We start from the raw sequence: 25659 nt of genomic DNA on the forward strand, positions 1-25659 counted from the left end.
TACGGAGGTCGTCCGGCGCTCAGCCGCCGACGATTCCGCCGAACAGTCCGCCGTGCGCCATGCTGATCAGGAAACCCACCCCCGCAGCGCCGAGACCCAGGATCAGAACGAATCGCTCCCGAGTCGTCACCGAGATCCACTGTCCGTAGACGCCGACGGCGAGACCCACCAGACCTGTCCACGAGCTGAGCAGGTGGAGGCCGTGGAAGAAGGACGTGGCGAAGGACAGCACGCCGAGGAGGAAGGTCACCGCCATCAGGGTGTCCTGAAGCGGACGAGCCTTGCCGTCCGTGGCGAAGAGGGAACCGGCGACGTTGGGATGCAATGTCTGTGCCATGGGCACCTCCTGCGGAAGGCGGCGCATAGTAGCGCCGTACACACCCGACGTGTACAGGGTGACGGTCTTCACGCCCGGATTTCAACCGGAAGCGGGTGTGCGGGTAGTCTGTACCGTCTGCACTGGTGTCTGCCCACGCCTGCCCAGGTAACACTGCGGGATCCTTCAGGACCCCCGATTGTCAGTGGCGGCCGATACCGTTGCGTACGCATCACAACCCTCCTGCCACGGAACGACCGTGGCCGCTGAGTCCAAAGGAGGTGGGTTCCACATGCGTCACTACGAGGTGATGGTCATCCTCGACCCCGATCTCGAGGAGCGTTCGGTCTCCCCGCTGATCGAGAACTTCCTGTCCGTCGTCCGTGACGGTGGCGGCAAGGTTGAGAAGGTCGACACCTGGGGCCGTCGTCGTCTCGCCTACGAGATCAAGAAGAAGCCCGAGGGCATCTACTCGGTCATCGACCTGCAGGCCGAGCCTGCGGTCGTCAAGGAGCTCGACCGCCAGATGAACCTGAACGAGTCGGTCCTCCGGACCAAGGTCCTCCGCCCCGAGACCCACTGAGCTCTTCCGCTCAGCTGATCTCGGGATTCGAGTAGCAGCAAGCAGCCAGCAGCAAACCCGCCGAGAGGTTCCCCCATGGCAGGCGAGACCGTCATCACGGTCATCGGCAATCTTGTCGACGACCCCGAGCTGCGCTTCACCCCGTCCGGTGCGGCGGTCGCGAAGTTCCGCGTCGCGTCCACTCCCCGCACCTTCGACCGCCAGACGAACGAGTGGAAGGACGGCGAGAGCCTGTTCCTGACCTGCTCGGTCTGGCGCCAGGCGGCGGAGAACGTCGCCGAGTCGCTCCAGCGAGGCATGCGCGTCATCGTGCAGGGCCGGCTGAAGCAGCGGTCCTATGAGGACCGTGAGGGCGTCAAGCGCACGGTCTACGAGCTGGACGTCGAGGAAGTCGGCCCCAGCCTGCGCAACGCCACGGCCAAGGTCACCAAGACCGCCGGTGGCGCTCGCGGTGGCCAGGGCGGTTACGGCGGCGGTGGCGGCCAGGGTGGCGGCGGCTGGGGCTCGGGCCCCGGTGGCGGCCAGCAGGGCGGCGGCGCTCCGGCCGACGACCCGTGGGCGACCGGCGCTCCCGCCGGTGGCAACCAGGGTGGCGGCGGCTGGGGCGGAGGCTCCGGCGGCGGTGGCGGCTACTCGGACGAGCCCCCCTTCTAGGTCCTCGGACCAAGGGCGGGGCCGTACCCCAAACTTCTTGATCACACAGGAGAAACACCATGGCGAAGCCGCCTGTGCGCAAGCCGAAGAAGAAGGTCTGCGCTTTCTGCAAGGACAAGGTCACGTACGTGGACTACAAGGACACGAACATGCTGCGGAAGTTCATCTCCGACCGCGGCAAGATCCGTGCCCGCCGCGTGACCGGCAACTGCACGCAGCACCAGCGTGACGTCGCCACGGCCGTGAAGAACAGCCGTGAGATGGCGCTGCTGCCCTACACGTCCACCGCGCGCTAAGGGAAGGGTGACCGACTCATGAAGATCATCCTCACCCACGAGGTCTCCGGCCTCGGTGCCGCTGGCGACGTCGTCGACGTCAAGGACGGTTACGCTCGCAACTACCTGATCCCGCGGAAGTTCGCTATCCGCTGGACCAAGGGTGGCGAGAAGGACGTCGAGCAGATCCGCCGCGCTCGCAAGATCCACGAGATCCAGACCATCGAGCAGGCCAACCAGGTCAAGGCCCAGCTTGAGGGCGTGAAGGTCCGTCTGGCCGTCCGCTCCGGCGACTCCGGCCGTCTCTTCGGTTCCGTCACCCCGGCCGACATCGCGTCCGCGATCAAGGCTTCCGGTGGCCCCGAGGTCGACAAGCGCCGCATCGAGCTGTCCGCTCCGATCAAGACCCTGGGCGCCCACGAGACGTCCGTGCGTCTGCACCCCGAGGTTGCCGCCAAGGTCAACATCGAGGTCATCGCGGCCTGATCGCTGCGCTCTGCTTGAGCAGCTCTGAAAGGGGCCGCGCCTTCACGGGCGCGGCCCCCTTCACATGAGCTGGGTGTTTCACGTGAAACGCGACAGCCGGCCTGTTTCACGTGAAACGGTCAGCGGGTGGCGCCCGTGACGATCCAGCGGCCTGAGCGGGTGCGCAGCCACAGGGTCAGCATGCGAATGGCCATCATGAGTGTCATCGCAGCCCACAGTGCGGTGAGGCCGCCGCCGAGTGTGGGGACGAGCAGTGCGATGGGAGCGAACACCGCCAGGGTGACGACCATCGCCCAGGCCAGATACGGCCCGTCGCCCGCGCCCATCAGTACGCCGTCCAGCACGAAGACGATCCCGCAGACGGGTTGCGAGAGCGCCACCATCAGCAGGGCGGGCAGTGCCGCGTCCTTGACCACGGAGTCGCTGGTGAACAGTGGCAGGAAGACCGGCCGGGCAGCCACCACGAGCAGACCTAGCACCACCCCGGTCGCGGTGCCCCACTGGACCATGCGGCGGCAGGCCTCACGCGCTCCTCGGGCGTCGTCCGCGCCGAGACAGCGGCCGATGATGGCCTGTCCCGCGATCGCTATCGCGTCGAGAGCGAAGGCCAGAAGGCTCCACAGGGACAGGATGATCTGATGCGCGGCGATGTCGGCGTCGCCCAGATGCGCCGCCACCCCTGTCGCGATCATCAGGATCGTCCGCAGTGACAGCGTGCGCACCAGCAGCGGAACGCCTGCCTGAGCCGAGGCACGGATGCCGGCGACATCCGGGCGAAGCGAGGCCTCGTGCTGACGAGCCCCGCGGACGACCACGGTCAGATAGACGGCTGCCATGCCGCACTGTGCGATGACCGTGCCCCAGGCCGAGCCGGCAATGCCGAGACCGGCGCCGTAAACGAGTCCTGCATTGAGTGCACCGTTGGCGACGAAGCCTGCCCCGGCGACGTAGAGCGGGGTCCTGGTGTTCTGCAGGCCGCGGAGCACTCCGGTGGCGGCAAGGATGATGAGCATGGCCGGGATGCCCAGTGAGGAGATGCGCAGATAGGTCGTGGCGTAAGGGGCCGCGGTCGTGGAGGCGCCGAAGAGGTCCACGATGCCGGGTGCCAGCGGAAGCACGACGGCGATGACGGCGATGCCGAGCAGCAGCGCCAGCCAGATGCCGTCCATGCCCTGGCGAATGGCCGCCTTCAGATCGCCGGCGCCGACACGCCGGGCCACGGCGGCGGTGGTCGCGTAAGCGAGGAAGACAAAGACGCTCACCGCGGTGGTGAGGAGGGCTGAGGCAACGCCCAGGCCGGCGAGCTGAGCGGTCCCGAGATGGCCGACGATGGCACTGTCCGCCATGACGAAGAGAGGCTCGGCGACGAGCGCGCCGAAGGCCGGGACGGCCAGCGCGACGATCTCTCTGTCGTGCCGCCGACGGGTGACCTCGGGTATCGCGGGAGCCTGTGTCATGAGCACTAATCTAATCGTCCACAGGTAAGTGATGCAAATAGCTCACGCCCCTTACTCCGCCCTTGCGGGTGTGTCCTTCGGCGCACCGTTCGACACGATCTTGGTCCGACTGGGGAAGTTTTTCTTCTGCACAGCCGGTGGACGGTAAAGATGCAGGTCAGTGCGGTCTGGTGGGTATGAGAGAGGGCTTGTTCACAGGGCTGTCCACCGGGTCGTGCACAGGTTTCGGCGAGTTCTCCACAGCATCGGGGCTGTCGTCCACATGGCCTGTGGATAACCAGATTGGCTGACGGTGCCGACGGGCCTACCGTGGTCCGGCGCCCGCTCCTTCCCCAGGCCTGGGGAGCGTCCTTCCCTCAGCCCTGGAATCGTCACAAACCCGACGTGTAGGAACCGGAGTTGGGCCTCTCATTTGTCAGTGCCGTGCCGTACAAAAGAGGACACGGCGAGGTCCGCCCTGCGGACGGGGAGGAGGTGGCTCGGTGAGCATTTCCGAGCCCTTGGACGATCCGTGGGCCGATGCCGGACCCAGTGATCGTCTGCCGGCCTCCCGGCGACGCGGTGACGGCGGCCGGAGCCGTGAGGAACAGCACGACCGGGGCCGGGAGAACGCCTCCTGGGACGGCGGGGGCTCCTCCTTCGAGCGGGTGCCGCCGCAGGACCTGGACGCCGAACAGTCGGTGCTGGGCGGCATGCTGCTGTCGAAGGACGCCATCGCCGACGTCGTCGAGATCCTCAAGGGCCACGACTTCTACAAGCCGGCGCACGAGACGATCTACCAGGCGATCCTGGACGTCTACGCCAAGGGCGAGCCGGCCGACCCGATCACCATCGCTGCCGAGCTCACCAAGCGCGGCGAGATCAACAAGGTCGGCGGAGCCGCGTATCTGCACAGCCTCGTCCAGACCGTGCCGACGGCGGCGAACGCCGAGTACTACGCCGAGATCGTCCACGAGCGTGCCGTCCTGCGCCGCCTGGTCGAGGCGGGCACGCGTATCACGCAGATGGGTTACGCGGCCGACGGCGACGTGGACGAGATCGTCAACCGTGCCCAGGCCGAGATCTACGCCGTCACCGAGCAGCGCACCAGCGAGGACTATCTGCCGCTCGGCGACATCATGGAAGGCGCGCTCGACGAGATCGAGGCGATCGGCTCGCGCAGCGGTGAGATGACCGGTGTGCCGACCGGCTTCACCGACTTCGATTCGCTGACGAACGGCCTGCACCCGGGCCAGATGGTCGTCATCGCGGCCCGTCCCGCCATGGGTAAGTCGACGCTCGCGCTGGACTTCGCGCGGGCCGCCTCGATCAAGCACAACCTGCCGAGCGTCATCTTCTCGCTGGAAATGGGCCGCAACGAGATCGCGATGCGTCTGCTGTCCGCCGAGGCCCGGGTCGCCCTGCACCACATGCGGTCCGGCACGATGACCGACGAGGACTGGACCAGGCTCGCCCGCCGCATGCCGGACGTCTCGGCCGCACCGCTCTACATCGACGACTCGCCCAACCTGTCGATGATGGAGATCCGCGCCAAGTGCCGGCGCCTCAAGCAGCGCAACGACCTGAAGCTGGTCGTCATCGACTATCTCCAGCTGATGCAGTCGGGTGGCTCCAAGCGCGCCGAGAGCCGTCAGCAGGAGGTCTCGGACATGTCCCGTAACCTCAAGCTGCTCGCCAAGGAGCTGGAGATCCCGGTCATCGCGCTCTCGCAGCTCAACCGTGGTCCCGAGCAGCGCACCGACAAGAAGCCGATGGTCTCCGACCTGCGTGAGTCGGGTTCCATCGAGCAGGACGCCGACATGGTCATCCTGCTGCACCGCGAGGACGCCTACGAGAAGGAGTCCCCGCGCGCGGGCGAGGCCGACCTGATCGTGGCCAAGCACCGAAACGGCCCCACCGCCACCATCACGGTCGCCTTCCAGGGTCACTACTCCCGCTTCGTGGACATGGCCCAGACCTGATCGCCCAACACTGCGGGGTCTCAGGGACCGTCGGGCTGGAAGAATGCGAGCATTTTCCGGGCAGCGTCCGGCGACGTCAGCAATTCCTGCATGTCCGCGGACATCCGGGCGGCAGCGCTGGTGCGCTCGAACATCTCGCGTTCGTATTCTTCGACGGCGGCGGGAAGGTCGTCCGGGTGCGCGGCCAGGGCGAGGCCGAGCAGGGCGCCGTCGAGCAGCGCCATGTTGGCGCCCTGTCCCACCGGCGGCATCAGGTGCGCGGCATCGCCGAGCAGCGTGATGTCCGGCGTCGACGGCCAGGTCAGGCCGGCCGGGAGAGCGGTGAGCGACCGCGGCACGATCGTGTCGTCGCAGGCCGCGATCAGGGCGGTGAACCGTGAGTCCCAGCCGGTGAGCAGGTCGATCAGCCGTGCCCGGGCGGCGGCCGGGTCGTCGAACGGGATCCCGCTGGTGTCGAACCAGTCCTCGGCGGTGTTGTAGAAGCTCAGGCCGATGCGCACGCGGCCGTCACCGTTGCGCTGCGCCCCGAGGGATATGCCGTTGCCGAGCACCCAGTAGTTGCCGCGCCCGACCATGGCCGCGAGGTCGGGGTGCGTGCGGTCGATGTCGGGAATGCCGACCTCGACGACGTTCTGGCCGATGTGCGCCGGGCGGGCGTCGGTGAGCAGTGCGCGGACCCGGGAGTTCGCGCCGTCCGCGCCGACCAGCAGGTCGTACGTCGCACTGCTGCCGTCGGCGAAGTACAGCACGCCATTGTCGGCGGATTCGAACGCGTGCCCCCAGCGCACCGTGTGTTCAGGGAGAGAGTCCAGCAGCAGGTTGCGCAGGTCGGCACGGTCCACCTCGGGGCGCTCAAGAGGGGCGCCCTCGGGCGTGTCCTCCTGCAGCAGCAGGGTGCCGTCCGGCTCGAGAAGCCGCATGTCCTGGCCCTCGCCACGGGCAATTGCGTAGAACTGGTCGATCAGACCGGCCTCGCGCAACGCCCGCTGGCCGGAGTGGATGTCGAGCATGCCGCCCTGACTGCGCGCACTCCGTGACGCTTCACGTTCGTACACGACGGAATCCATGCCGTTGACGTGCAGCACACGGGCGAGAGCCAGGCCGCCGAGGCCGGCTCCGACGATGGCAATGGCCATGGTTGATCCTCCTTCGATACGCCGATACGCCGTACTGATCGATACACTGTATCGTCCCGATGCGATGTATTGTTGGCCGCATGTTGGTGTGGGAGAGGCCGGAGCCGCCGAATCGACCGGTGCCGGCCCCGCTGAGCCGGGAACGAATCGTGGGCGCGGCGATCCGGCTGGCCGACGCGGACGGCCTGGAAGCGGTGTCGCTGCGCAAGGTCGCCACCGCGCTGGACGTCCGCCCGATGCGGCTGTACGGCTACATCGCCGGCAAGGAGGAGCTGCTCGACCTGATGGTCGACGCCGCCTACGCCGAGATCAGGCCGGTCGGAGACGGCTGGCGGGAGGTGCTCCGGTCGCTTGCCGAAGCCACTCGGCACGCCGCTCACGAGCACGAATGGCTCGCCGATCTGCTGGGCGGCCGACCCCAGCTCGGGCCGCACGCGCTGGCCACCGGGGAGACCGTGGTGGCCGCACTGGGCGACATGGACCTGGACGCTGTCATGCCGGTGGTCGGCGCGGTCAACGCGTATGTGATCGGCGCCGTGCGCAGGGAGATCGCCGAGCGGCGTGCCGAGCGGGCCACCGGGATGGACGAGAAGCGTTGGCAGGCCTCACTCGGGCCCTATCTGGTGCGAACCTTCGCCACCGGCCGATTCCCCGCGTTGGCCAAGGTGGTGCGCGATGCCGCCCACCTGGACGCCGACCACACCTTCCGGATCGGCCTCGACTTCCTGCTCGACGGCATCGAAGCCCGCTTCTCAAGGTGACGCGCGTTCGGGGCCCTGTACACCGTGTGGCTTCTCGGCTCACTCCCTCACGGGCAGGCACTCGGCGAGCAGGCCGACAATGTCGCGCCAGGCTCGTTGCGCGTGCCGTGGGTGGTGGCCGACGCCGGGGACCACGGGGTGGTCGACCGGCGGGTGGTGGAAGGCGTGCAAGGCGCCGCCGTAGACCACGAGGCGCCAGTCGACGCCCGCGGCCTGCATCTCGGCGGCGAAGGCGTCCCGTTGGCCGGCGGGCATGATCGGGTCCTCCGATCCGACACCGGCCCACACGGGGCAGCGGATGCGCGCCGCTTCGCCCGGTCGGCCCGTGGTCAGGGCGTTGACCGTCCCGATCGCCCGCAGGTCGACGCCGTCGCGGCCGAGTTCCAGCACGATCGCGCCCCCGGTGCCGTAGCCGATGGCGGCGATCCGGTCGGGGTCGGTCCGCGGCTCGGCACGCAGCACATCGAGTGCCGCACGGCCGATACCCCGCATCCGCCCGGGGTCGGCGAGCAGCGGCATGCAACGGTCCAGCATCTCCGCGGGGTCGCCCCGATAGCGTCCGCCGTGGAGGTCGAAGGCCAGCGCCACGTATCCCAGCTCAGCTAGGGCATCGGCACGGCGGCGCTCGACGTCGCTGAGACCCATGCCCTCGGGCCCGATCAGGACTGCGGGCCGGCGGTCGGCTCCGGCGGGGAGCGCGAGATGCCCGACCATCGTCAGGCCGTCGGCCGGGTAGGTGACCGTGCGCGTGGTGACCGTCGTCATGATCCTGGACCGTAGTGATCGTCGAGCCCGGCCGGGCCGGTCTTCGCCGTTGGCAGAACAGCGCGTCGGCCCCGGTGATCGCGGACGCTCGGGCGGCCAGCCTGTCCGAGCGCGTCGTACTCCGCGGACGCCGTCGGCGAAACAACTCGACGGCCGCTGCTTCACCCGGTGGACTGGGCCCATGACGACACCCCACGAAGATCTGCTGCCCACGACCCGACGAGCCCTGCTGCACCGGATCGCCGTCGCACAGGCCGAAGGGCGGTCGCCGTCGCTGGTCGCGGCTGTCGTGCGGGGCGGGCGGGCCGTGTGGCACGGGGCGCGCACCTCGGTGGACGGCCACGGCCCGGACGAGAACGTGCAGTACCGGATCGGATCCATCACCAAGACCTTCACAGCCGTCCTGGTGATGCGGCTGCGCGACGAGGGCCTGCTCGACCTCGGTGATCTCCTGGAGAAGCATCTGCCGGGTACCGGCGCGGGCGAGGCGACGATCGCGGACCTGCTCGCGCACACCGCGGGACTGGCGGCCGAGTCGCCCGCCCCCTGGTGGGAGCGGACCCCGGGCACCCTTCGCCCGGAACTGGCCGATGTGCTCGGCGAGCAGCCCCTGCTGCACCCCGTCGGGCGGCGGCACCACTACTCCAACCCCGGCTACACGCTGCTCGGCGCGCTGGTGGAGGAGGTGCGTGGCGCTTCCTGGGAGGAGGTGCTGCGCAGCGAGATCCTCGAGCCGCTCGGTCTGCACCGCACGAGCATGCAGCCCGAGGCTCCGCACGCCGGCGGATGGGCCGTGCATCCGTGGGCGGACGCCATGCTGCCGGAGCCGCTGGAGGACCTGGGCAGGATGGCGCCGGCCGGTCAGCTGTGGTCGACCACGGGGGACCTGGCGCGGTTCGCCGCGTTTCTGGCCGTGGGGGACGACCGGGTACTGAGTGCGGAGTCGGTGCGGGAGATGCGTACGCCCGCGGCGCCCGCCGAGGCCGCGGACCTGCTGGACGGGGCCACCTACGGCCTCGGTCTGCAGATCCAGCGCCGCGACGGCCGGCTTCTGGTCGGGCACTCCGGTTCACTGCCGGGTTTCCTGGCGAACCTCACCATCGCCGTGGAGGACGACGTGGCGGCAGTGGTGCTCGCCAACTGCACGAGCGGACCGCTACTCGGAGCGGTCGGTGCGGACCTCGTCCGGATCGTCGCCGAGGCGGAGCCGCGGATCCCGGAGCCCTGGCGGCCGCTGCGTGAGGTCGACCCGGCGGTCCTGGAGCTGGCGGGGCAGTGGTACTGGGGGACCAACGCCTTCGGCCTGCGGGTGACTGCCGACGGTCTGCTCGCACTCGGCCCCCTGACCGGCAGCGGCCGGCGCGCCCGCTTCCGCTCGAACGGTGACGGCAGCTGGACGGGCCTGGAGGGTTACTTCGCCGGAGAGCTGCTGCGGCCCGTACGACGTCCGGACGGGGCCGTGAGCCACCTCGACCTCGGCTCCTTCGTGTTCACGCGGCAGCCGTACGACGCTGAGGCGCCGATCCCCGGCGGAGTGGACCCCGAGGGGTGGCGCGGTGTCCGCTAGCTCCTGAGCGGCGGGGTGCCGATCGCTCATTCGATGAGCAGGGAAGATCTCCCGTGCGCGCACCTCATGCCGGTACGTTCAGGGACTCCACGACCCGGACGAGCGGGGCCAGTTCAGGGTTCCGGGAGGCCTCGTCCAGAGCCTCACGCAGGGCGGAGTCATTGGTCGGCCGCGCCTCCTCCAGCAGCCGCAGACCCGTCTCGGTGACGTTGGTGTAGATACCGCGCCGGTCGGTGGGGCAGAGGTAGCGCTCCAGCAGGCCTCGGTCCTCCAGTCGGGTCACCAGGCGGGTGGTGGCGCTCTGGCTGAGGACGACGGCGTCGGCGACCTGCTTCATCTGCAGATGGCCGCCCTCGCCGTCGTGCTGTCGGCTCAGCACATCGAGCAGGGAGTACTCGCGCACGCTCAGGTCGTGCTTCGCCTGCAGGGCGCGCTCGATGTGCGCCTCGATCCTTCCGTGCAGCGCAGAGAGAGCGCACCAGCCCTGTGCGAGGGCGGTGAGCGCGGGGTCCGTCGCTGTCATTGGCGTTTCCTCCGTCCCGGAGCGGCTGCATCCAGGGTAGAGCACGCCCGCAATAGTGCGCGCTTGCAATTAAACGGCGTCTGCAACTATTGTGAACGCACGCAAAGCGCTCCTGCAATCTTCTGGGAAGGTGTACCCCTCCATGCCTCTCGCGCTTGTGGCCCTCGCGATCGGGGCCTTCGGAATCGGAACGACCGAGTTTGTGATCACGGGCTTGCTGCCCCAGGTCGCGGGCGACTTCGGAGTCTCCATCCCCACGGCGGGCCTCCTGGTGACGGGCTACGCGCTCGGCGTGGTCATCGGCGCCCCGCTGATGACCGTGCTCGGCACCAAGGTCGCGCGCAAGCGGATGCTCATGCTGCTGATGGGCCTGTTCATCGTCGGGAACCTGCTCTCCGCCGTGGCGCCCACCTTCGCGATCATGCTGCTCGGACGCGTGGTCGCCTCCCTCGCGCACGGTGCCTTCTTCGGCATCGGCTCGGTCGTGGCGGCCGAGCTGGTGACGCCCGACAAGAAGGCCGGCGCCATCGCCATGATGTTCACCGGCCTGACCGTCGCCAATGTCGTGGGTGTTCCGCTGGGCACGCTCATCGGCCAGCACGCCGGCTGGCGCGTCACCTTCGGCGTCGTCGCCGCTCTCGGGGTCATCGGTCTCGCCGGCGTCGCCAAGCTGGTGCCGGAGGTGCCGCGGCCCCAGGGTGTGCACCTGCGGCACGAACTGGCCGCTTTCAAGAACGCCCAGGTCCTGCTCGCCATGGCGATGACCGTTCTCGGCTTCGGCGGCGTCTTTGCGGCCATCACCTACATCGCGCCGATGATGACGCACGTCGCCGGCTTCGCCGACGGCTCGGTCACCTGGCTGCTGGTCCTGTTCGGCCTCGGCATGGTCGGCGGCAACCTCATCGGCGGAAGGTTCGCCGACCGCGCCCTGATGCCGATCCTGTACGTCTCCCTGGGCGCCCTGGCCCTCGTTCTGGGCCTCTTCACGCTCACCGCCCACAACAAGATCGCGGCGGCCGTGACGATCGCCCTGATCGGCGCCCTGGGCTTCGCGACCGTACCGCCGCTGCAGAAGCGCGTGCTCGACCAGGCGCACGGAGCCCCGACGCTCGCGTCGGCCGTGAACATCGGCGCCTTCAACCTGGGCAATGCGCTGTCCGCCTGGCTCGGCGGCATCGTGATCGCGGCCGGCTTCGGCTACACGTCCCCCAACTGGGTCGGTGCCGCCCTCGCAGCGGCCGCCCTGGCCCTCGCCGTGCTCTCGTCGGCGCTGGAGCGGCGCGCCGGTGCCCCCAGCACCGTGGTCGCCTCCGGGACGCCCGCTGGGCAGCAGACGCCGGTCCACCACTGAGCCCCTGGGATCCGGGCCCGCCTCAACGCCCGTACCCCACTGCCTCCGTGCCGGGGTCGTCCCCCGGTACGGCACGCAACCATCTCAGCAACACCCGAGGAGAGAACCTCCATGAGCACCACTGCCGTCGCCCCGCTGTCCATCGAGGACGCCGAACTGCTCGTCGCCACGGCCCGCAACGCGGCCGAGAACGCCGGGGTCACCGTCAGCGTGACCGTCCTGGACGCCGGCGGCCATCTGCTCGCCTTCCGCCGGGACGACCGGGCCGTGCTGATCTCCGGCGAGACCAGCACCCGCAAGGCCTACACCGCCCTCCAGCTGAACGCCGCCACCGCCGACCTGGTCGACGCCGTCCAGCCGGGCGGCCTGTTCCACACGCTGCCCACTGCCCTCGACCGGCCCCTGCTCTTCATCGCGGGCGGTGTGCCCGTCCACCGGGACGGCCGGCTGATCGGCGCGATCGGTGTCGGCGGCGGTGCGCCGGAGCAGGACCACGGCTTCGCCACCGCAGCGGTGCGGGCGCTCGCCTGATCACTCGGCCCCGGACGGACAGCGCCGGCTCCACCGCACGACGCGGCGGGGCCGGCGCTCGTCGTACGAGGGATCAGCCCGCGGCCACGGTCAGGGGCGCGAACCGCCGGGTCCAATCACCCGGGAGGTCCGTGATGCCGTACGTCATTACCGCGTTGAAGGCCACGGAAGCCAGCCCCCGCGCCTTCGCCCACGCCAGCAGCTCCTCATGGCGCACATCGATGTCGGTGCGCAGCGGACGGTCCGTACGGGCCGCCAGCGAGGTGAGGAGAGCCTGGGCGGTCTCGGTGTCCCGGGCGATCAGCGGACCGACGACGTGGGTGTCCATATTGGGCCACGCGGCCGTGTAGCCGATGATCCGGCCGTTCTCCTCGGCTACCCGCAACTGGTCGGCGAAGGCGGGCAGCCGGGTGATCAGGGGGGTGCGGTCGGCGCCGAAGACCTCCTCGTCGAGGCGCAGGATCGCCGGAAGGTCCTCGGCGGTGGCCGCTCGGGTGAGCACGCCGGTCTCCGGCCCGCCGGGCACGAAGTGGCCCATCAGCATCTCCGCCCGGCCCGTCACCTTGAACCCCAGCTCCTCATACAGGGGACGGCCGTTGGGCGTGGCGTGCAGGGTGAGCGGGGTGGGGCCCATGGTCGAGAGGACATGGCGCATCAGGCGGCGCCCGACGCCCTGACGGGCATGGCGTTCGGCCACCAGGACCATGCCGATGGCGCCGAGAGCCGGGCGGTCCCACGAGCCGTACTCCGTGACGACACACGCGGCGACGAGACCACCCCGGGGATCGTCGATGCCGAGGCCCTTTCCGGCCGCGAGAAGGAACCCCCACTTGTGTTCCTCGCGTGGCCACCCCCGGTCCTCGGACAAGTCGGCGCAGGCGGTGAGATCGCGAAGCGTCAGACGACGGATGGGCAGAGCGGCGAGGGAAGGAGTCGACACGCAGGTCAGGCTGGCCGACCGGCGCCCTCGGCGTCCACCCGTTTCGACGCAGACACACGTGCTTTTGGTCATGCCGTGGCCATATGCACAGCCTGTGGACGGCGGTCGGTGTTTCACGTGAAACACCGACCGCCGGTTGGACGCCCTGTCCGACAAGGACCTGTTTGCTGCTCAACCGAGGTCGGGGGCGTGCATGGCGCGTACGCCCTCGATGTTGCCGTCCAGGTAGTGGCGCAGCGACAGGGGGACCAGATGGACGGAGGCGATGCCGACGCGAGTGAAGGGGACGCGGACGATCTCGTACTCACCGGCCGGCTCCTCCACTTCGGGGCCGTGCCGCAGGGCCGGGTCCATGGATTCCAGCCGGCAGACGAAGAAGTGCTGCACCTTCACGCCGGTCGCGCCGCCGTCCTCGCCGATGTGCTCGACAGTGTCCACAAAGCACGGGACCACATCGGTGATCTTGGCGCCGAGTTCCTCGGACACTTCCCGGTGCAAGGCGTCCACGACGGTGGGATCTCCGGGCTCGACCCCGCCACCGGGAGTGACCCAGTAGGGATCGACACCGGGCTTGGTGCGCTTGATCAAGATCAGGTCGTCGCCGTCCAGAAGAACGGCACGGGCGGTGCGCTTGACCACGGGTCGGACGGTCATGGGAGAAATGTGGCCCGGCTGGTTCTACGTGAAACATCGCAAAGCGTCACCGCATGACCGCCGTCCGTGGACGCTGTGCGGCAGTGCCTCAGCACCAGGTCGTGGCCGCCCGCAGAAGCCACTCGTGAGCTCGCGCTATAGGGGGCATGGCGAGGGTCCCGGTCCGCACCACCAGGAAGTAGGTGCGCAGCGGCGGCACCGCCGGGTCGTGCAGGGCCGCGACCGTGCCCTCGCTGAGGGCCGCAGCGCACAGGTAGCGGGGCAGCACCGCGAGTCCGGCACCCGAGGTCGTGCAGGCGAGCACAGCCCGCAGATCAGGGACGATGACCGTACCCGAGGCGGCGGGGCGGGAGTCGAAGACGGAGGCCCAGTAGCGGGAGACGAGCGGCAGGGACTCGTGGACCTCGACGACGGGCAGATTCTCCAGCGCGGGTGCACCCTTCAGACGCAACGCCTCCGTATCGATCCGCTCGACCCAGCGAGGGGCGGCGACCAGGACGTGTTCCTCGTCGCACAGCGGAGTCGCGGTGAGCAGGGCACCGCGCGGTCGGGCTGTGCTGATGGCCAGATCATGGTGTCCGGAGGCCAGTCCTTCCAGGGTTTCCTCCGCCGTGCCGAAGGAGGCGCGGAGTGCGAAACCCTGGCCGTCGTCGCCGGTCAGCTCCGTCAGGGCGGGCAGGGCGCGTTCGGCGGTGAACTCGGGCGGGCCGGCGAGGTGCAGGGTCCTGAGCGAGGACTCGTCGTCCAGCCCTCTCTCGGCTATCTCCACCAGGGCGTCGAGATGGGGCGCGGCCTTGTGCGCGAGTTCGTCACCGATGGTCGTCGGGGTCACCCCGCGCGCCTGACGAAGGAAGAGCGGTCGGCCCACCTGTCGTTCCAACGTGCGGATCTGCGAGGTGACGGCGGGCTGGGAGAGGCCGAGCAGAGCGGCGGCGCGGGTGAAGGAACCAGCCCGGTGCACAGTGACGAAGGTGCGCAACAAGGCCAGATCCATGGCGTGCCCTCCCCTATCCCTGCCCTCCTTCGGCCCCAGGCAGGTCCCAACTATAAATAAGTCGATAGGTCTCTGTCGCTAGCGTGATTGGACACTGACACAGAGTCAACTAGCCTTGTGCGCGCGGTTCTTCGCACGCGGAACCGATGGCGGTCCGAGCCACGAGGGGGGAGGCTCGGACCGTCCCGCGACCTCAGTGGGCGAAGGGGACGGGCTCACTCGGCGGACTCGTCCAGGGCGCGCAACAGGTCGGCGATCAGGTCCTCGGGGTCCTCGGCGCCCACGGACATGCGGATGAATCCCTCCGGGACGGCGTCCCCGCCCCAGCGGCGGCGGCGCTCGGCCGTGGAACGTACGCCGCCGAAGCTCGTCGCGTCCTCGACGAGGCGCAGGGCCTGGAGAAAACGCTCGGCACGCGCGCGCGTGGACAGCGTGAAGGAGACCACGCAGCCGTAGCGGCGCATCTGCTCCGAGGCGATCTTGTGCGAGGGGTCGTCGGGCAGCCCCGGATAGCGCAGGTCCGACACCTCGGGCCGCTGCTTGAGGGCCTTGGCGACCGCGAGGGCGGTGGCGTTCTGCCGGTCGACGCGCAGCTGGAGCGTGGCGATGGACCGGTGCGCGAGCCAGGCCTCCATGGGCCCGGAGATCGCTCCGGCGATCTTGCGCCAGCGCCGTACGGCGGCCATCGCCTCGGCGTCGCGACCGGTGACGTAGCCCAGCAGCACGTCGCCGTGGCCGGTGAGCTGCTTGGTGCCGCTGGCCACGGAGAAGTCGGCACCGAGCTCCAGCGGGCGCTGGCCGAGCGGGGTGGCGAGGGTGTTGTCGACGGCCACCAGGGTGCCCTGTGCGTGGGCCGCCTCCACCAGCCGCCGGATGTCGCACACGTCGAGCCCCGGGTTCGCCGGGGACTCGATCCACAGCAGCCGTGCTCCGTCGAGAACCTCCAGCTGTGCGTCGCCGCCGGTGGGTGCGGTGCGCACCTCGATGCCGTACGCCTCCAGCTGGGTGCGGACCAGCGGCAGCACCTGGTAGCCGTCGGAGGGCAGTACGACCGCGTCCCCCGCGCGCAGCTGGGAGAACAGCACGGACGAGGTCGCCGCCATGCCGGAGGCGAAGACCAGCGTCTCGACGTCGTCCCGGCCGGGTGCCTCCAGTTCGCCGATGGCACGCTCCAGCAGCGTCCAGGTCGGGTTGTCGTCCCGGCCGTACGCGTACGGACCCGTCACTTCCCCGGGCAGGTGGAAGTGCGCGGCGAACACCGGTCCCGGCAGGGTCGGCTCGTGCTTGACCGGCTCGGGCAGTCCGGCGCGCACCGCGCGCGTGCCGTCGCCGCTACGGCCCTCGTGCTTGGCGGTGTCGCTCATGCGGCCCGTCCTTCCAGCTGCTCGCGTACGGCGGCGAGCAGGCCGGTGCTCGCCCTCTCCACCATCTCAAGACACTCCTCGAAGCCGTTCCGGTGTCCGTAGTACGGATCCGGCACATCGAGGTCGTCACGCGCAGCGGGGTCGTAGGAGCGCAGGAGGCGGACCTTGTTCGCCTCCTCCTCCGTGCGCGCGAGGCGGCGCAGGGCCTTGAGGTGGCCGGTGTCGAGGGCGATCACGAGGTCGAGGCGGGAGAACCACGACGGCTGGAACTGGCGGGCGACATGGTCGCTGCCGTAGCCGTGCTCTTCGAGGACCGAGACGGTTCTGGGGTCGGCGGGTTCGCCCTCGTGCCAGCCGCCGGTGCCGGCGCTGTCGGCTTCCACCCGGTCCTCGAGGCCGGACTCCGCCACCCGCGCGCGGAAGACGGACGCGGCCATGGGGGAGCGGCAGATGTTGCCGGTGCACACGAAGCAGACGCGGTAGGTCATGCCCGCTCAGTCCTCATCGGGCAGGACCATGTGCAGGGCCCAGGAGACGACCGAGATGATCAGGCCGCCGACCACGGCCGTCCAGAAGCCTTCCACGTGGAAGCTCAGATCGAGCTTGCCGCACACCCAGGAGGTCAACAGCAGCATCAACGCGTTCACGACCAGGGTGATCAGGCCCAGGGTCAGGATGAACAACGGGAAGGTCAGCACCTTCACGATCGGCTTGACCAGCCAGTTCACCAGGCCGAAGATCAACGCGACGACCACCAGCGTGCCGGCCTTCCTGGCCGTGCTGTCACCCGTAAGAGTGATCTTGTCCAACAGCCACACGGCGACCGCCAGGGCGCCCGCGTTGGCGATCGTCTTGACTACGAAATTCTTCATGTGTCTGATCGTGGCAGACCGGACCGACGACGAGCAGAGTGGCAAAGGGCGGACAACGGCGATGAAGGCATTCCGGCTGGACGAACTGGAGGCGGAGCGCACCGCCAACGAGGGGGCCTACCTTCAGTTCCTGCGCGAGCGGAACATGTCCGTCGGCCTGTACGCCCTCAACGCGGGCGAGCACGACCCGCAGAAGCCGCACAACCAGGACGAGGTGTACTTCGTCGTGAGCGGCCGGGCGTCGATCACAGTGGGCCTGGAGACGACCGAAGTGGCGCGGGGCAGCGTGGTCTACGTGCCGGCCGGCGTTGCCCACAAGTTCCACCACATCAGCGAGGACCTGAGGGTTCTCGTCGTCTTCTCTCCGCCTGAGGCGTGAGTCCGCACCTCGGGGTTCCCTAGGGGACGGGTCAGGGGAGGACAAGGGACGCGAGGCCCCCGCGGGGCCCCTTGGCGGACCTAGCATCGAGTGCAGAACGCCAACGCTGTACCGACAACACAGACGTACGAGAACGCAAAGGACGAGGGCGATGCGAGAGATCTTCGCGGGACTGCCGTGGTGGGTGAAGTGGGTCGCGGTGCCGGTCATCGCCCTGCTCGTGTTCGGCGGCCTGATAGCGACCGTGGTCGGGTTCGTGATCGACCTGCTGTTCAAGGCCCTGGTCTTCGTGGCCTTGGTCGGCGGACTCATCTACCTCGTGCGCAAGTTCATGGCGGGCTCCTCGTCACGCAGCGACTGGTGACGGCCGCGGTAACTGGTGACCGCTCACGGGATCACCGGTTGCCGGCAAGGTGATCACCGGTTTCCCTCGGGGGAGGGAAGTTTCCCCGGGAGGCCGTCTGTGGTCGGGGGCCGACGGTTAGAGTCCGGAACTCCCGCGGGGACCGGCCCCGCGGGCGGCGCAGATCCCCTCCGTGCTCCTCCTCCGCACGGGCTGCCCCTCGCGCTCCGGGAGTAACTCCTTGGCCACGGTTGACACCACACCGGCAGAGCCCCCCGCACCCCCCGCCCAGCGGCCGCCGACCGTCGCGGTCCCCGAACAACCGCATCCCAGCGGCGCCTCGGCCCCGCCGCACCGCACCGGCGCCTCAGGGCCGCCGCATCCCGCCGACACCTCCGCACCACCGGCCGCCGCGACGCTCATCGGGTCCGTCCAGCGCGCCATGCGTCTGCTGGAGACCGTGGCCACACACGGATACGGCGCCCCCGCCAAGCAACTCGCCCGGGAGACGGGCCTGGCCCTGCCGACGACGTACCACTTGCTGCGCACCCTGGTGCACGAGGGCTATCTGCGCCGCGAGAGAGGGCTGTTCTTCCTCGGCGAGGCGGCTGAGCGGCTGGGCAGCAGCGGAGCGCAGCAGAAACGTCGCAGCGCGGTGGCCGACACGCTCGCACACTGGCGCGATGCCATCGGGGTGCCGGTGTACTACGCGATGTACCGGGACGGCGAGATCGAGGTCATGTGCGTCTCCGACTCCCCCGAGGCGCCGGCGGTCGAAGAGTGGGCCGACTTCCGCGAGACCGGCCACGCGCACGCCATCGGGCAGTGTCTGCTCTCCCAACTGGACGAGGACGCCCGCCGCGACCACCTCGCCCGCTACCCCGTCCAGTCCCTCACGCCGTACACCGTGCGCGACAACGATGCCCTGTTGCGGCGGCTGGCCCGGATGCCGCGCATGGAGCCGGTGGTGGAGCGTCAGGAGTACGTGCTGGGGACGGTCTGCGCGGCGGTGCCGATCACGGTCGGCACGACCGTGGCCACGATGGCCATGTCGCTGCCGGCCGACCAGGCCGACCGGCTGCTGCCCGCCGCCCGTCGGCTGCAGACGGAGATCGGGCGGCATCTGGGGACACTCACCCTCTCTATCAGTATCTGAAAACTTACTCCTTGTGATCTCCCGTGTACGTTCAGCAAGATTTGACCACGGCTACAGGGGATCAAACCCGGCCAGTGATGTCATATGACGGGATGGACGATGCGCGAGTCCGTACAGGCAGAGGTCATGATGAGCTTTCTCGTGTCGGAGGAACTCTCCTTCCGTATCCCGGTGGAGTTGCGCTACGAGACCAGTGATCCCTATGCCGTGCGGCTCACCTTTCATCTGCCCGGTGACGCCCCGGTGACGTGGGCGTTCGGCCGTGAGCTGCTGATCGACGGCGTCGGCCGGCCGTGCGGGGAAGGGGACGTGCACATTGCTCCGGTCAGTACCGATGTGCTGGGCGAGGTGCTGATCAGGCTTCAGGTCGGTTGCGACCAGGCGCTGTTCCGGTCCTCCGCGCCTCCACTGGTGGCCTTCCTGGACCGTACGGACAAGCTCGTGCCGCTGGGCCAGGAGGGCGCCCTGGCCGACTTCGACGCCCATCTGGAGGAGGCACTGGACCGCATTCTGGCCGAGGAGCAGAGCGCGGGCTGAAGCGTTACGGCAGGGTCGCCGAGCGCTCCACCATGCCGCGTGGACGCATGAAGTAACGCTTCTGCGTGGCGCCCTGTCCCGGACCGTTCAGCTCGGGCTCACCGCTTCCGGCGCCGGCCGCGGCCACCGCGTGCGGTCACGGGCAGCGCCGGGGCGTCCCCGCTGGCGCGGTCGGCCGAGACCACCAGGGCGGCGAGCGCGGTGGTGACCGGGACCGAGGCGACGAGACCGATCGAGCCCACCAGCGTGCGCACGATCTCCTCGGCCACCAGTTCGCTGTTGGCCACGGTCCCGACACTGCTCTGCGCGATCGAGAACAGCAGCAGCAACGGCAGCGCGGCACCGGCATAGGCGAGGACAAGGGTGTTGACCACGGAGGCGATGTGGTCGCGGCCGATACGGATGCCGGCCCGGTACAGCCCGCGCCAGCCCATTGACGGATTGGCCTCGTGCAGCTCCCAGACGGCTGACGTCTGGGTCACGGTCACGTCGTCCAGGACACCGAGCGAGCCGATGATGACGCCGGCCAGCAGCAGGCCGCTCATGTCGATCGACGGATACAGGCCATGGATCAGGCCGGTGTTGTCGTCCGTGTTGCCGGTCAGGGCGGCCCAGCCGATGAAGAGGGACCCGAGTGCACCGATCAGCGACAGGGAGATCAGCGTGCCGAGCACCGCCACCGACGTCCGCGCCGACAGGCCGTGGCACATGTACAGGGCGATCAGCATGATGGCGCTCGATCCGACCACTGCCACGAGCAGCGGGTTCGAACCCTGGAGGATCGCGGGCAGGATGAACAGGGTCAGCACCAGGAAGCTCACCGCCAGTGCGATGAGCGCCATGACGCCGCGGAGCCTGCCGACCACCACCACGGCGAGCGCGAAGATCCCCGCGAGCAGTGTCATGGGGAACTTGCGGTTCACATCCGCCACCGAGTACTGCAGGTCCTTCGGTGCCGAAGGCTCGTAGGCGACCACGACCTTCTCGCCCTGGTGCAACTGCCGGGTCTGGTCCGGCTGCACGATCTCGGTGAACGTACGGCCCTTGTCCTTGCCGGTGTCGACCCGGACGGTCGCCTTCTTGCAGCGTCCCTTCGCTTCCTGTTGCGCCGAGGCGCCCTCGGCGGTGGAGGTGTCGCCGGTCGGGGTGTCACCGGAGGCGTTCACCGACCGGCAGCTCACCTCGACGACCCTGGTGACCGTGGCCTGCTGTGTCTCCCGGTCGAAGCCGACGCCGGTGCGCTTGTGGGCCGGGGCTCCCCCGGGCCAGAGCACCAGCAGCCCGACGACGACCGCCGCGGTGAACGGGACCAGGATCGCGGCGATGACCTTGCGCAGGTGCTGGGAGACCGGGGCCGCGGGACCGTGGCTGTGGCTGTGGCTGTGGCCGTGCGCGTGACTGTGCCCGCGGCCGTGACCGCGGCCGTCGTCCCCACCGGATCCCCGCTCGGGACCCTGGTCGCCGCCGCTCCCGCCGAAGCCGGCTGCCTGCCCCGAGCCCTCTCGATGGTGCGGCTCGTGCGGCTGATAGGGGTACTGCTCCATCCTGGTCACCGCCCGATCATTGCAAGAACGGCGGGGGGCCCACTGTTCACCGCGCCACATATGACGCTAGCGTGGAGGCACCTTTGCACACGCGGGAGCTCGGAGCACCGGGCTGAGAGGGCGCTGACCTCCGTACACGCGATGTTTCACGTGGAACAGGCGATGTTCCGCAGGAAACGTCGGCAGACGGAAACCGCTGCGTCGACCGCCGAACCTGTTACCGGGTAATGCCGGCGTAGGGAGTAGGTCTCATGACCAACAAGGACGCACGCACGCCTGCCTCCGTTCAGGACGAGAAGTCCCAGGAGGCCGGGAAGTCCATCGGCTGGCACAAGGCGTACGTCGAGGGCTCGCGCCCCGACCTGCGCGTGCCGGTCCGCCAGGTGCACCTCACCAACGGGCAGTCGGTCACGCTGTACGACACGTCGGGCCCGTACACCGATCCACTCGTTGATACCGATGTCCGCAGGGGCCTGCCGCCGTTGCGGGAGAACTGGATCATCGCCCGCGGCGACACCGAGGAGTACGCGGGCCGTCCCGTCCGTCCCGAGGACGACGGCATCAAGCACACGTCGCCGCGTGGCGGGCTGCGCAATCTGGACGCGGTCTTCCCCGGACGGCCGCGTCAGCCGCGCCGGGGCCGCAGCGGAGAGGCCGTGACGCAGCTCGCGTACGCCCGTCGGGGCGAGATCACCCCGGAGATGGAGTACGTGGCCATCCGGGAGAACGTTTCTCCCGAGGTGGTCCGCGAGGAGCTCGCGGCAGGCCGGGCGGTACTGCCGGCCAACGTCAACCACCCGGAGATCGAGCCGATGATCATCGGCAAGCGGTTCCTGGTGAAGGTCAACGCCAACATCGGCAACTCCGCGGTGACCTCCTCCATCGAGGAGGAGGTGGAGAAGATGACCTGGGCGACCCGCTGGGGCGCCGACACGGTCATGGACCTCTCCACCGGCCGCAACATCCACACGACGCGTGAGTGGGTGCTGCGCAACTCCCCCGTCCCCATCGGCACGGTGCCGCTCTACCAGGCGCTGGAGAAGGTTGACGGCAGGGCCGAGGAACTGACCTGGGAGATCTACAAGGACACCGTCATCGAGCAGGCCGAGCAGGGCGTGGACTACATGACGGTCCACGCGGGCGTGCGGCTGCCGTACGTCCCGCTCACCGCCAACCGCAAGACGGGCATCGTCTCGCGCGGCGGCTCGATCATGGCCGCGTGGTGCCTGGCACACCACAAGGAGTCGTTCCTGTACGAGAACTTCGAGGAGCTGTGCGAGATCCTCGCCGCCTACGACGTCACGTACTCGCTGGGCGACGGTCTGCGGCCGGGCTCGATCGCGGACGCCAACGACGAGGCACAGTTCGCGGAATTGCGAACCCTCGGGGAACTCAACCGGATCGCCAGGCGTTTCAACGTACAGACGATGATCGAGGGCCCGGGACACGTCCCGATGCACAAGATCAAGGAGAACATCGACCTTCAGCAGGAGATCTGCGATGAAGCTCCGTTCTATACGCTCGGCCCGCTGACCACGGACATCGCGCCGGCGTACGACCACATCACCTCCGGCATCGGCGCTGCGATGATCGCCTGGTGGGGCACGGCGATGCTCTGCTACGTAACGCCCAAGGAGCACCTGGGCCTGCCCAACCGGGATGACGTCAAGACCGGCGTCATCACCTACAAGATCGCCGCGCACGCGGCCGATCTCGCCAAGGGACACCCGGGAGCCCAGGAGTGGGACGACGCGCTGTCCGACGCCCGCTTCGAGTTCCGGTGGGAGGACCAGTTCAACCTCGCTCTGGACCCGGACACGGCACGGGAGTTCCACGACGAGACCCTGCCGGCCGAGCCCGCCAAGACGGCCCACTTCTGCTCCATGTGCGGACCGAAGTTCTGCAGCATGAAGATCTCGCAGGACATCCGCCGCGAACACGGTGGCAACCGCGCCGAGATCGAGGAGGGCATGGCCCAGAAGTCGAAGGAGTTCGCGGCGAGCGGCAACAGGGTGTATCTGCCGATCGCCGACTGAGACAGGTGGGAGCAACTCGCCGCGCCGGGTCGCCCCTTGAGGCGTCCGGTGCGGCCGGGGGGCCGGCGGGAGTGCGGCTGACCGGGTGGTGAGGCCACACCGGTTGGCCGCTCCGTCCGCCCGGCCGGGCCCCCGCTTGAGAGCGCAAGCCGGGTTGTTCGGGTGCTGATGCGGGTCAGTCGGGCTGGTGCTCCGGGCCGCCGAAGTCCGGGCTCGTGTAGTCCGGGCTGGTGAAGCTCGGGCGGCCGGACTCGGTGCCGTCGTCGGGGCTGCTGAAGCCGGGGCGGTCGTACCCGAGGCGGGGCATGCGGCCGCTCGGGGCGGGCGGCGTCGTGCGGTGCAGTGCGGCCGGTCCGGGTTCGGCGAGTGCCTCACGCAGGAACGGCACGATGCCTCGCTCCAGCAGGGCGTCCCGCCAGGCCTCTCTGGCCCTGTCCAGCTCCCGGTGCGCCGCGTCCAGTGCCTGGGCCTGGGGCGAGCTGCCGTTGCGCAGGGCGGTGAGGAGCAGGCCGACAGCGGCGACGAGGGCCGAGGCCGCGGTCACCGCGCCGAACACCCAGCCGGCGGTGAGCATGGTCTGGGCGAAGGCCTGTCCGGGGCTGAGCGTCTTCAGGATGTAGCCGACGAGGAGGAAGATCGCCGCGGCGGTTCCGGAGAGGACGGGAGCCAGGACGGCGATGACCGCGATGGCGCCCGCACCGGTGCTCTCGGCGGCCTCGCCGAGGGTGGTGACGAGCCCCGCCGTGGCCGAAGTCGGGTCCGCGGCGGCCGAGTCGCCGGCGGCCGACGGGGTCATGGCCGGGTGGCGCAGTTCCTGGCGGACCTTCACATAGTGCTGGTATTCGGCCGCTGCTGCGGCCGTGATCAGGGCACTGGCGTTGAGTGCCATGGTGCGCAGTTGTTCGGGATTGAGTCGCTGTCCGACAGCGGCCAGTTCCGGTCGGTGTGGTGCGGAGCGCAGCGCCTCATTGAGGAGCCGCTCGAATTCCTGGCGGTCCTCGCTCTGCAGGTGCTGCGGAACGCTGTTCATGTGCATCCCCCGATGCTCCGTAGGGCTTGGGGCTCGCACGCCGGCGAGCCGTCGGGCAGAAACGGAGGGGAGCCTGCTACGGATAAGCCGATGGTAGAGCCGCGACGGCACACGGTGACAGGGGGTTGCCGGAAATTGCCCCCGGCGTGCGTGTGCTCTGCCTGGGGACGCCTGCCCGCAGGACGGTCAGATAGTCAGAGGGAGTTGCCGGACCAGTAGCTTTCCGGCCATGGTCACCCCGCCGTCCATCGCGATGGCGAGCCCGTCGGCGTAGACGTGCGGGTCCTCCACGACCGGGCCGGTGCCCTCCTCGCCGTCCTCGGAGCCGACCTCGCCGAGGAGGTAGGGAATCGGGCTGTGGCCATGAACGATACGAGTGCCGCCGTACGTATCGAGGAGGGAGCGCACGGCGTCGGCGCCGCCCTCGTCGCGGAAGGAGAAGCGCTTGGTGAACTTGCGGAACAGATCCCAGCACTCGTCCGCGTCATTGCGGGTGAGGGTCTCGCGGACGGTGTCGTTGACCGCCTCGATGGAGTCGCCGTAGTCGAGGTAGGCGGTGGTGTCCGAGTGCACGAGCAGATAGCCGTCGACCTCCTCGACGGCGTCGAGGCGGGCCATCCACTGCAGATGGTGGTCCTGGAGGCGGTCCATGTCGGTCTTCTGGCCGCCGTTGAGCAGCCAGGCCGCCTGGAAGGTGGCGGTCCCCGCACCGGAGTTGACGGGGGTGTCCCCGAACCGCTTGGCGCCGAGCAGCAGCAGTTCGTGGTTGCCCATGAGGGCCTTGCAGTAGCCGCCGGCCGCCGCGGCCTCGGCGGACAGCCGCATCACGAGGTCGATGACGCCGATGCCGTCGGGCCCGCGGTCGGTGAAGTCGCCGAGGAACCACAGCCGGGCGGTGCCGGCGCACCACTGGCCCGAGGCGTCGATCAGGCCCTGCTCCTGCAGGGCGGTCACCAGTTCGTCGAGGTATCCGTGGACGTCTCCGACGACGAACAGGGGTCCGGGCCCGGTCGCGGGCTGCGGGGCCGGGGCCGAGGGTGCCGGTTCGACGGGGACCTGGAGCGTCTGCGGCCGGTTGATGACGGGGAGGTCGCGCTGGGTGGGTGTGTAGCCGTCGGGGTACGCCTCGTCGACGGGCGGCACGGTGTCGCCCGGAGGGGCGGTGTGGACGTACGGACCGGTCTCGTGGACGTACGCAGGTACCCGGAAGTCGCGCAGCGTCGCCGTCCGCTCCACTTCGGGTCCCTGACCGGCCCCCTGAGTCATCAGACCCCTCCACCATCGCGCCGCAGCTGCACCGCTTCGGACTGCCTGGTCGCAGCGGTCCGCGGTGTCGTGGGCCCATCATAGGAATGCGCGTCGCGCCGTGTGATGACCCAGGGGTGGTGAATCGGAACAAGACTCCGGTTCACCGCGGCTTTCGCCCCGTTTGGGCAGGTGTTCG

At 69.3% G+C, this 25659-nt stretch carries 28 protein-coding genes and 1 riboswitch; of the genes, 14 read left to right on the top strand and 14 right to left on the bottom strand.

What is annotated here, in order from left to right; genetic code table 11:
- Positions 1-19: 19 nt before the first annotated feature.
- On the bottom strand, positions 20-337 hold the full coding sequence (locus ACIGXP_RS11525; RefSeq protein WP_399766860.1) for a hypothetical protein: 318 nt from the start codon (positions 335-337) through the stop codon (positions 20-22).
- 271 nt (positions 338-608) lie between these two features.
- On the opposite strand from ACIGXP_RS11525, the gene rpsF reads away from it, so the two are divergent.
- From rpsF to rplI, 4 genes are all read left to right on the top strand, one after another.
- Positions 609-899, top strand: a complete 291-nt coding sequence (rpsF, locus tag ACIGXP_RS11530; protein WP_009189556.1) for a 30S ribosomal protein S6 — start codon at positions 609-611, stop codon at positions 897-899.
- Positions 900-974: 75 nt separating this feature from the next.
- A complete protein-coding gene (locus tag ACIGXP_RS11535; protein WP_363214108.1) occupies positions 975-1553 on the top strand; it encodes a single-stranded DNA-binding protein in 579 nt (192 codons plus the stop codon).
- A gap of 59 nt (positions 1554-1612) precedes the next feature.
- Positions 1613-1849: a 30S ribosomal protein S18 gene (gene rpsR / locus ACIGXP_RS11540; protein WP_003949403.1), complete on the top strand. Its 237-nt coding sequence runs from the start codon at positions 1613-1615 to the stop codon at positions 1847-1849.
- 18 nt (positions 1850-1867) lie between these two features.
- The gene (gene rplI / locus ACIGXP_RS11545; RefSeq protein ID WP_399766864.1) at positions 1868-2314 is read left to right on the top strand and encodes a 50S ribosomal protein L9; all 447 of its coding nucleotides are present in this window, start codon (positions 1868-1870) and stop codon (positions 2312-2314) included.
- 119 nt (positions 2315-2433) lie between these two features.
- Here the strand turns inward: rplI and ACIGXP_RS11550 are convergent, their stop codons facing one another.
- Positions 2434-3771, bottom strand: a complete 1338-nt coding sequence (locus tag ACIGXP_RS11550) for an MATE family efflux transporter (RefSeq protein ID WP_399766867.1) — start codon at positions 3769-3771, stop codon at positions 2434-2436.
- A gap of 482 nt (positions 3772-4253) precedes the next feature.
- Between ACIGXP_RS11550 and dnaB the strand changes: the two genes are divergently transcribed.
- The gene (gene dnaB, locus ACIGXP_RS11555; RefSeq protein WP_363214105.1) at positions 4254-5732 is read left to right on the top strand and encodes a replicative DNA helicase; all 1479 of its coding nucleotides are present in this window, start codon (positions 4254-4256) and stop codon (positions 5730-5732) included.
- Between the two features lie 20 nt (positions 5733-5752).
- Here dnaB and ACIGXP_RS11560 read toward each other — a convergent pair whose 3' ends face one another.
- On the bottom strand, positions 5753-6868 hold the full coding sequence (locus ACIGXP_RS11560) for an FAD-dependent oxidoreductase (protein WP_399766870.1): 1116 nt from the start codon (positions 6866-6868) through the stop codon (positions 5753-5755).
- Positions 6869-6948: 80 nt separating this feature from the next.
- Here ACIGXP_RS11560 and ACIGXP_RS11565 point away from each other — a divergent pair, with 80 nt between their 5' ends.
- Positions 6949-7629 carry a TetR/AcrR family transcriptional regulator gene (locus ACIGXP_RS11565; protein ID WP_399766873.1) on the top strand — a complete coding sequence of 227 codons (681 nt, stop codon included), beginning with the start codon at positions 6949-6951 and terminating at the stop codon, positions 7627-7629.
- A 39-nt stretch (positions 7630-7668) separates the two neighbouring features.
- Here the strand turns inward: ACIGXP_RS11565 and ACIGXP_RS11570 are convergent, their stop codons facing one another.
- Positions 7669-8394, bottom strand: coding sequence for a dienelactone hydrolase family protein (locus tag ACIGXP_RS11570; protein WP_399766876.1), 726 nt, complete (start codon positions 8392-8394; stop codon positions 7669-7671).
- A 181-nt stretch (positions 8395-8575) separates the two neighbouring features.
- On the opposite strand from ACIGXP_RS11570, the gene ACIGXP_RS11575 reads away from it, so the two are divergent.
- Positions 8576-9961, top strand: a complete 1386-nt coding sequence (locus ACIGXP_RS11575; RefSeq protein WP_399766879.1) for a serine hydrolase domain-containing protein — start codon at positions 8576-8578, stop codon at positions 9959-9961.
- 64 nt (positions 9962-10025) lie between these two features.
- Here ACIGXP_RS11575 and ACIGXP_RS11580 read toward each other — a convergent pair whose 3' ends face one another.
- Complete coding sequence (locus tag ACIGXP_RS11580) at positions 10026-10484, bottom strand: MarR family transcriptional regulator (protein ID WP_363214099.1); 459 nt, start codon at positions 10482-10484, stop codon at positions 10026-10028.
- 142 nt (positions 10485-10626) lie between these two features.
- On the opposite strand from ACIGXP_RS11580, the gene ACIGXP_RS11585 reads away from it, so the two are divergent.
- Together ACIGXP_RS11585 and ACIGXP_RS11590 are read left to right on the top strand one after the other, a co-directional pair.
- Positions 10627-11835, top strand: coding sequence for an MFS transporter (locus tag ACIGXP_RS11585; RefSeq protein ID WP_399766884.1), 1209 nt, complete (start codon positions 10627-10629; stop codon positions 11833-11835).
- A 111-nt stretch (positions 11836-11946) separates the two neighbouring features.
- Positions 11947-12366 carry a heme-binding protein gene (locus tag ACIGXP_RS11590; protein ID WP_363214097.1) on the top strand — a complete coding sequence of 140 codons (420 nt, stop codon included), beginning with the start codon at positions 11947-11949 and terminating at the stop codon, positions 12364-12366.
- Positions 12367-12439: 73 nt separating this feature from the next.
- On the opposite strand, the gene ACIGXP_RS11595 is transcribed toward ACIGXP_RS11590, so the two are convergent.
- The 6 genes from ACIGXP_RS11595 to ACIGXP_RS11620 all read right to left on the bottom strand — a co-directional run bounded on the left by ACIGXP_RS11595 (position 12440) and on the right by ACIGXP_RS11620 (position 17190).
- Complete coding sequence (locus tag ACIGXP_RS11595; protein ID WP_399766887.1) at positions 12440-13306, bottom strand: GNAT family N-acetyltransferase; 867 nt, start codon at positions 13304-13306, stop codon at positions 12440-12442.
- A gap of 171 nt (positions 13307-13477) precedes the next feature.
- Positions 13478-13960 (bottom strand): NUDIX domain-containing protein, encoded by a 483-nt coding sequence (locus ACIGXP_RS11600; RefSeq protein WP_023548662.1) that lies wholly within the window; start codon positions 13958-13960, stop codon positions 13478-13480.
- Positions 13961-14048: 88 nt separating this feature from the next.
- Positions 14049-14954, bottom strand: a complete 906-nt coding sequence (locus ACIGXP_RS11605; RefSeq protein ID WP_363214095.1) for a LysR family transcriptional regulator — start codon at positions 14952-14954, stop codon at positions 14049-14051.
- 215 nt (positions 14955-15169) lie between these two features.
- Complete coding sequence (locus tag ACIGXP_RS11610; protein ID WP_399766892.1) at positions 15170-16318, bottom strand: cystathionine gamma-lyase; 1149 nt, start codon at positions 16316-16318, stop codon at positions 15170-15172.
- Positions 16315-16806, bottom strand: coding sequence for a low molecular weight protein-tyrosine-phosphatase (locus ACIGXP_RS11615; RefSeq protein ID WP_399766895.1), 492 nt, complete (start codon positions 16804-16806; stop codon positions 16315-16317). The genes ACIGXP_RS11610 and ACIGXP_RS11615 overlap by 4 nt, the downstream gene beginning before the upstream one ends.
- Before the next feature lie 6 nt (positions 16807-16812).
- Entirely contained in the window at positions 16813-17190 is a 378-nt protein-coding gene (locus ACIGXP_RS11620; RefSeq protein ID WP_363214091.1) for a phage holin family protein, read from the bottom strand.
- A 61-nt stretch (positions 17191-17251) separates the two neighbouring features.
- Here ACIGXP_RS11620 and ACIGXP_RS11625 point away from each other — a divergent pair, with 61 nt between their 5' ends.
- The 4 genes from ACIGXP_RS11625 (at position 17252) to ACIGXP_RS11640 (ending at position 19605) form a co-directional block, all read left to right on the top strand.
- The gene (locus tag ACIGXP_RS11625) at positions 17252-17569 is read left to right on the top strand and encodes a cupin domain-containing protein (RefSeq protein WP_069779870.1); all 318 of its coding nucleotides are present in this window, start codon (positions 17252-17254) and stop codon (positions 17567-17569) included.
- Between the two features lie 151 nt (positions 17570-17720).
- Complete coding sequence (locus tag ACIGXP_RS11630; RefSeq protein WP_399766898.1) at positions 17721-17933, top strand: DUF5326 family protein; 213 nt, start codon at positions 17721-17723, stop codon at positions 17931-17933.
- 220 nt (positions 17934-18153) lie between these two features.
- Complete coding sequence (locus ACIGXP_RS11635; protein WP_399766901.1) at positions 18154-19068, top strand: IclR family transcriptional regulator; 915 nt, start codon at positions 18154-18156, stop codon at positions 19066-19068.
- 99 nt (positions 19069-19167) lie between these two features.
- Complete coding sequence (locus tag ACIGXP_RS11640) at positions 19168-19605, top strand: SsgA family sporulation/cell division regulator (RefSeq protein WP_399767243.1); 438 nt, start codon at positions 19168-19170, stop codon at positions 19603-19605.
- Between the two features lie 98 nt (positions 19606-19703).
- Here ACIGXP_RS11640 and ACIGXP_RS11645 read toward each other — a convergent pair whose 3' ends face one another.
- Positions 19704-21149: a YibE/F family protein gene (locus ACIGXP_RS11645; protein WP_399767245.1), complete on the bottom strand. Its 1446-nt coding sequence runs from the start codon at positions 21147-21149 to the stop codon at positions 19704-19706.
- Between the two features lie 81 nt (positions 21150-21230).
- A riboswitch (TPP riboswitch) is annotated at positions 21231-21408 on the top strand.
- On the opposite strand from ACIGXP_RS11645, the gene thiC reads away from it, so the two are divergent.
- Positions 21401-23185, top strand: a complete 1785-nt coding sequence (gene thiC / locus ACIGXP_RS11650) for a phosphomethylpyrimidine synthase ThiC (protein WP_399766904.1) — start codon at positions 21401-21403, stop codon at positions 23183-23185. (Overlaps the previous riboswitch by 8 nt.)
- Positions 23186-23360: 175 nt before the next feature.
- On the opposite strand, the gene ACIGXP_RS11655 is transcribed toward thiC, so the two are convergent.
- Both ACIGXP_RS11655 and ACIGXP_RS11660 read right to left on the bottom strand, forming a co-directional pair.
- Complete coding sequence (locus ACIGXP_RS11655; RefSeq protein ID WP_363214087.1) at positions 23361-24221, bottom strand: hypothetical protein; 861 nt, start codon at positions 24219-24221, stop codon at positions 23361-23363.
- Between the two features lie 180 nt (positions 24222-24401).
- The gene (locus ACIGXP_RS11660; protein WP_399766908.1) at positions 24402-25481 is read right to left on the bottom strand and encodes a metallophosphoesterase; all 1080 of its coding nucleotides are present in this window, start codon (positions 25479-25481) and stop codon (positions 24402-24404) included.
- Positions 25482-25659: the final 178 nt, after the last annotated feature.

The organism is Streptomyces sp. NPDC053069 (assembly GCF_044546895.1).
In the GTDB taxonomy this organism is placed as follows: Bacteria; Actinomycetota; Actinomycetes; order Streptomycetales; family Streptomycetaceae; genus Streptomyces.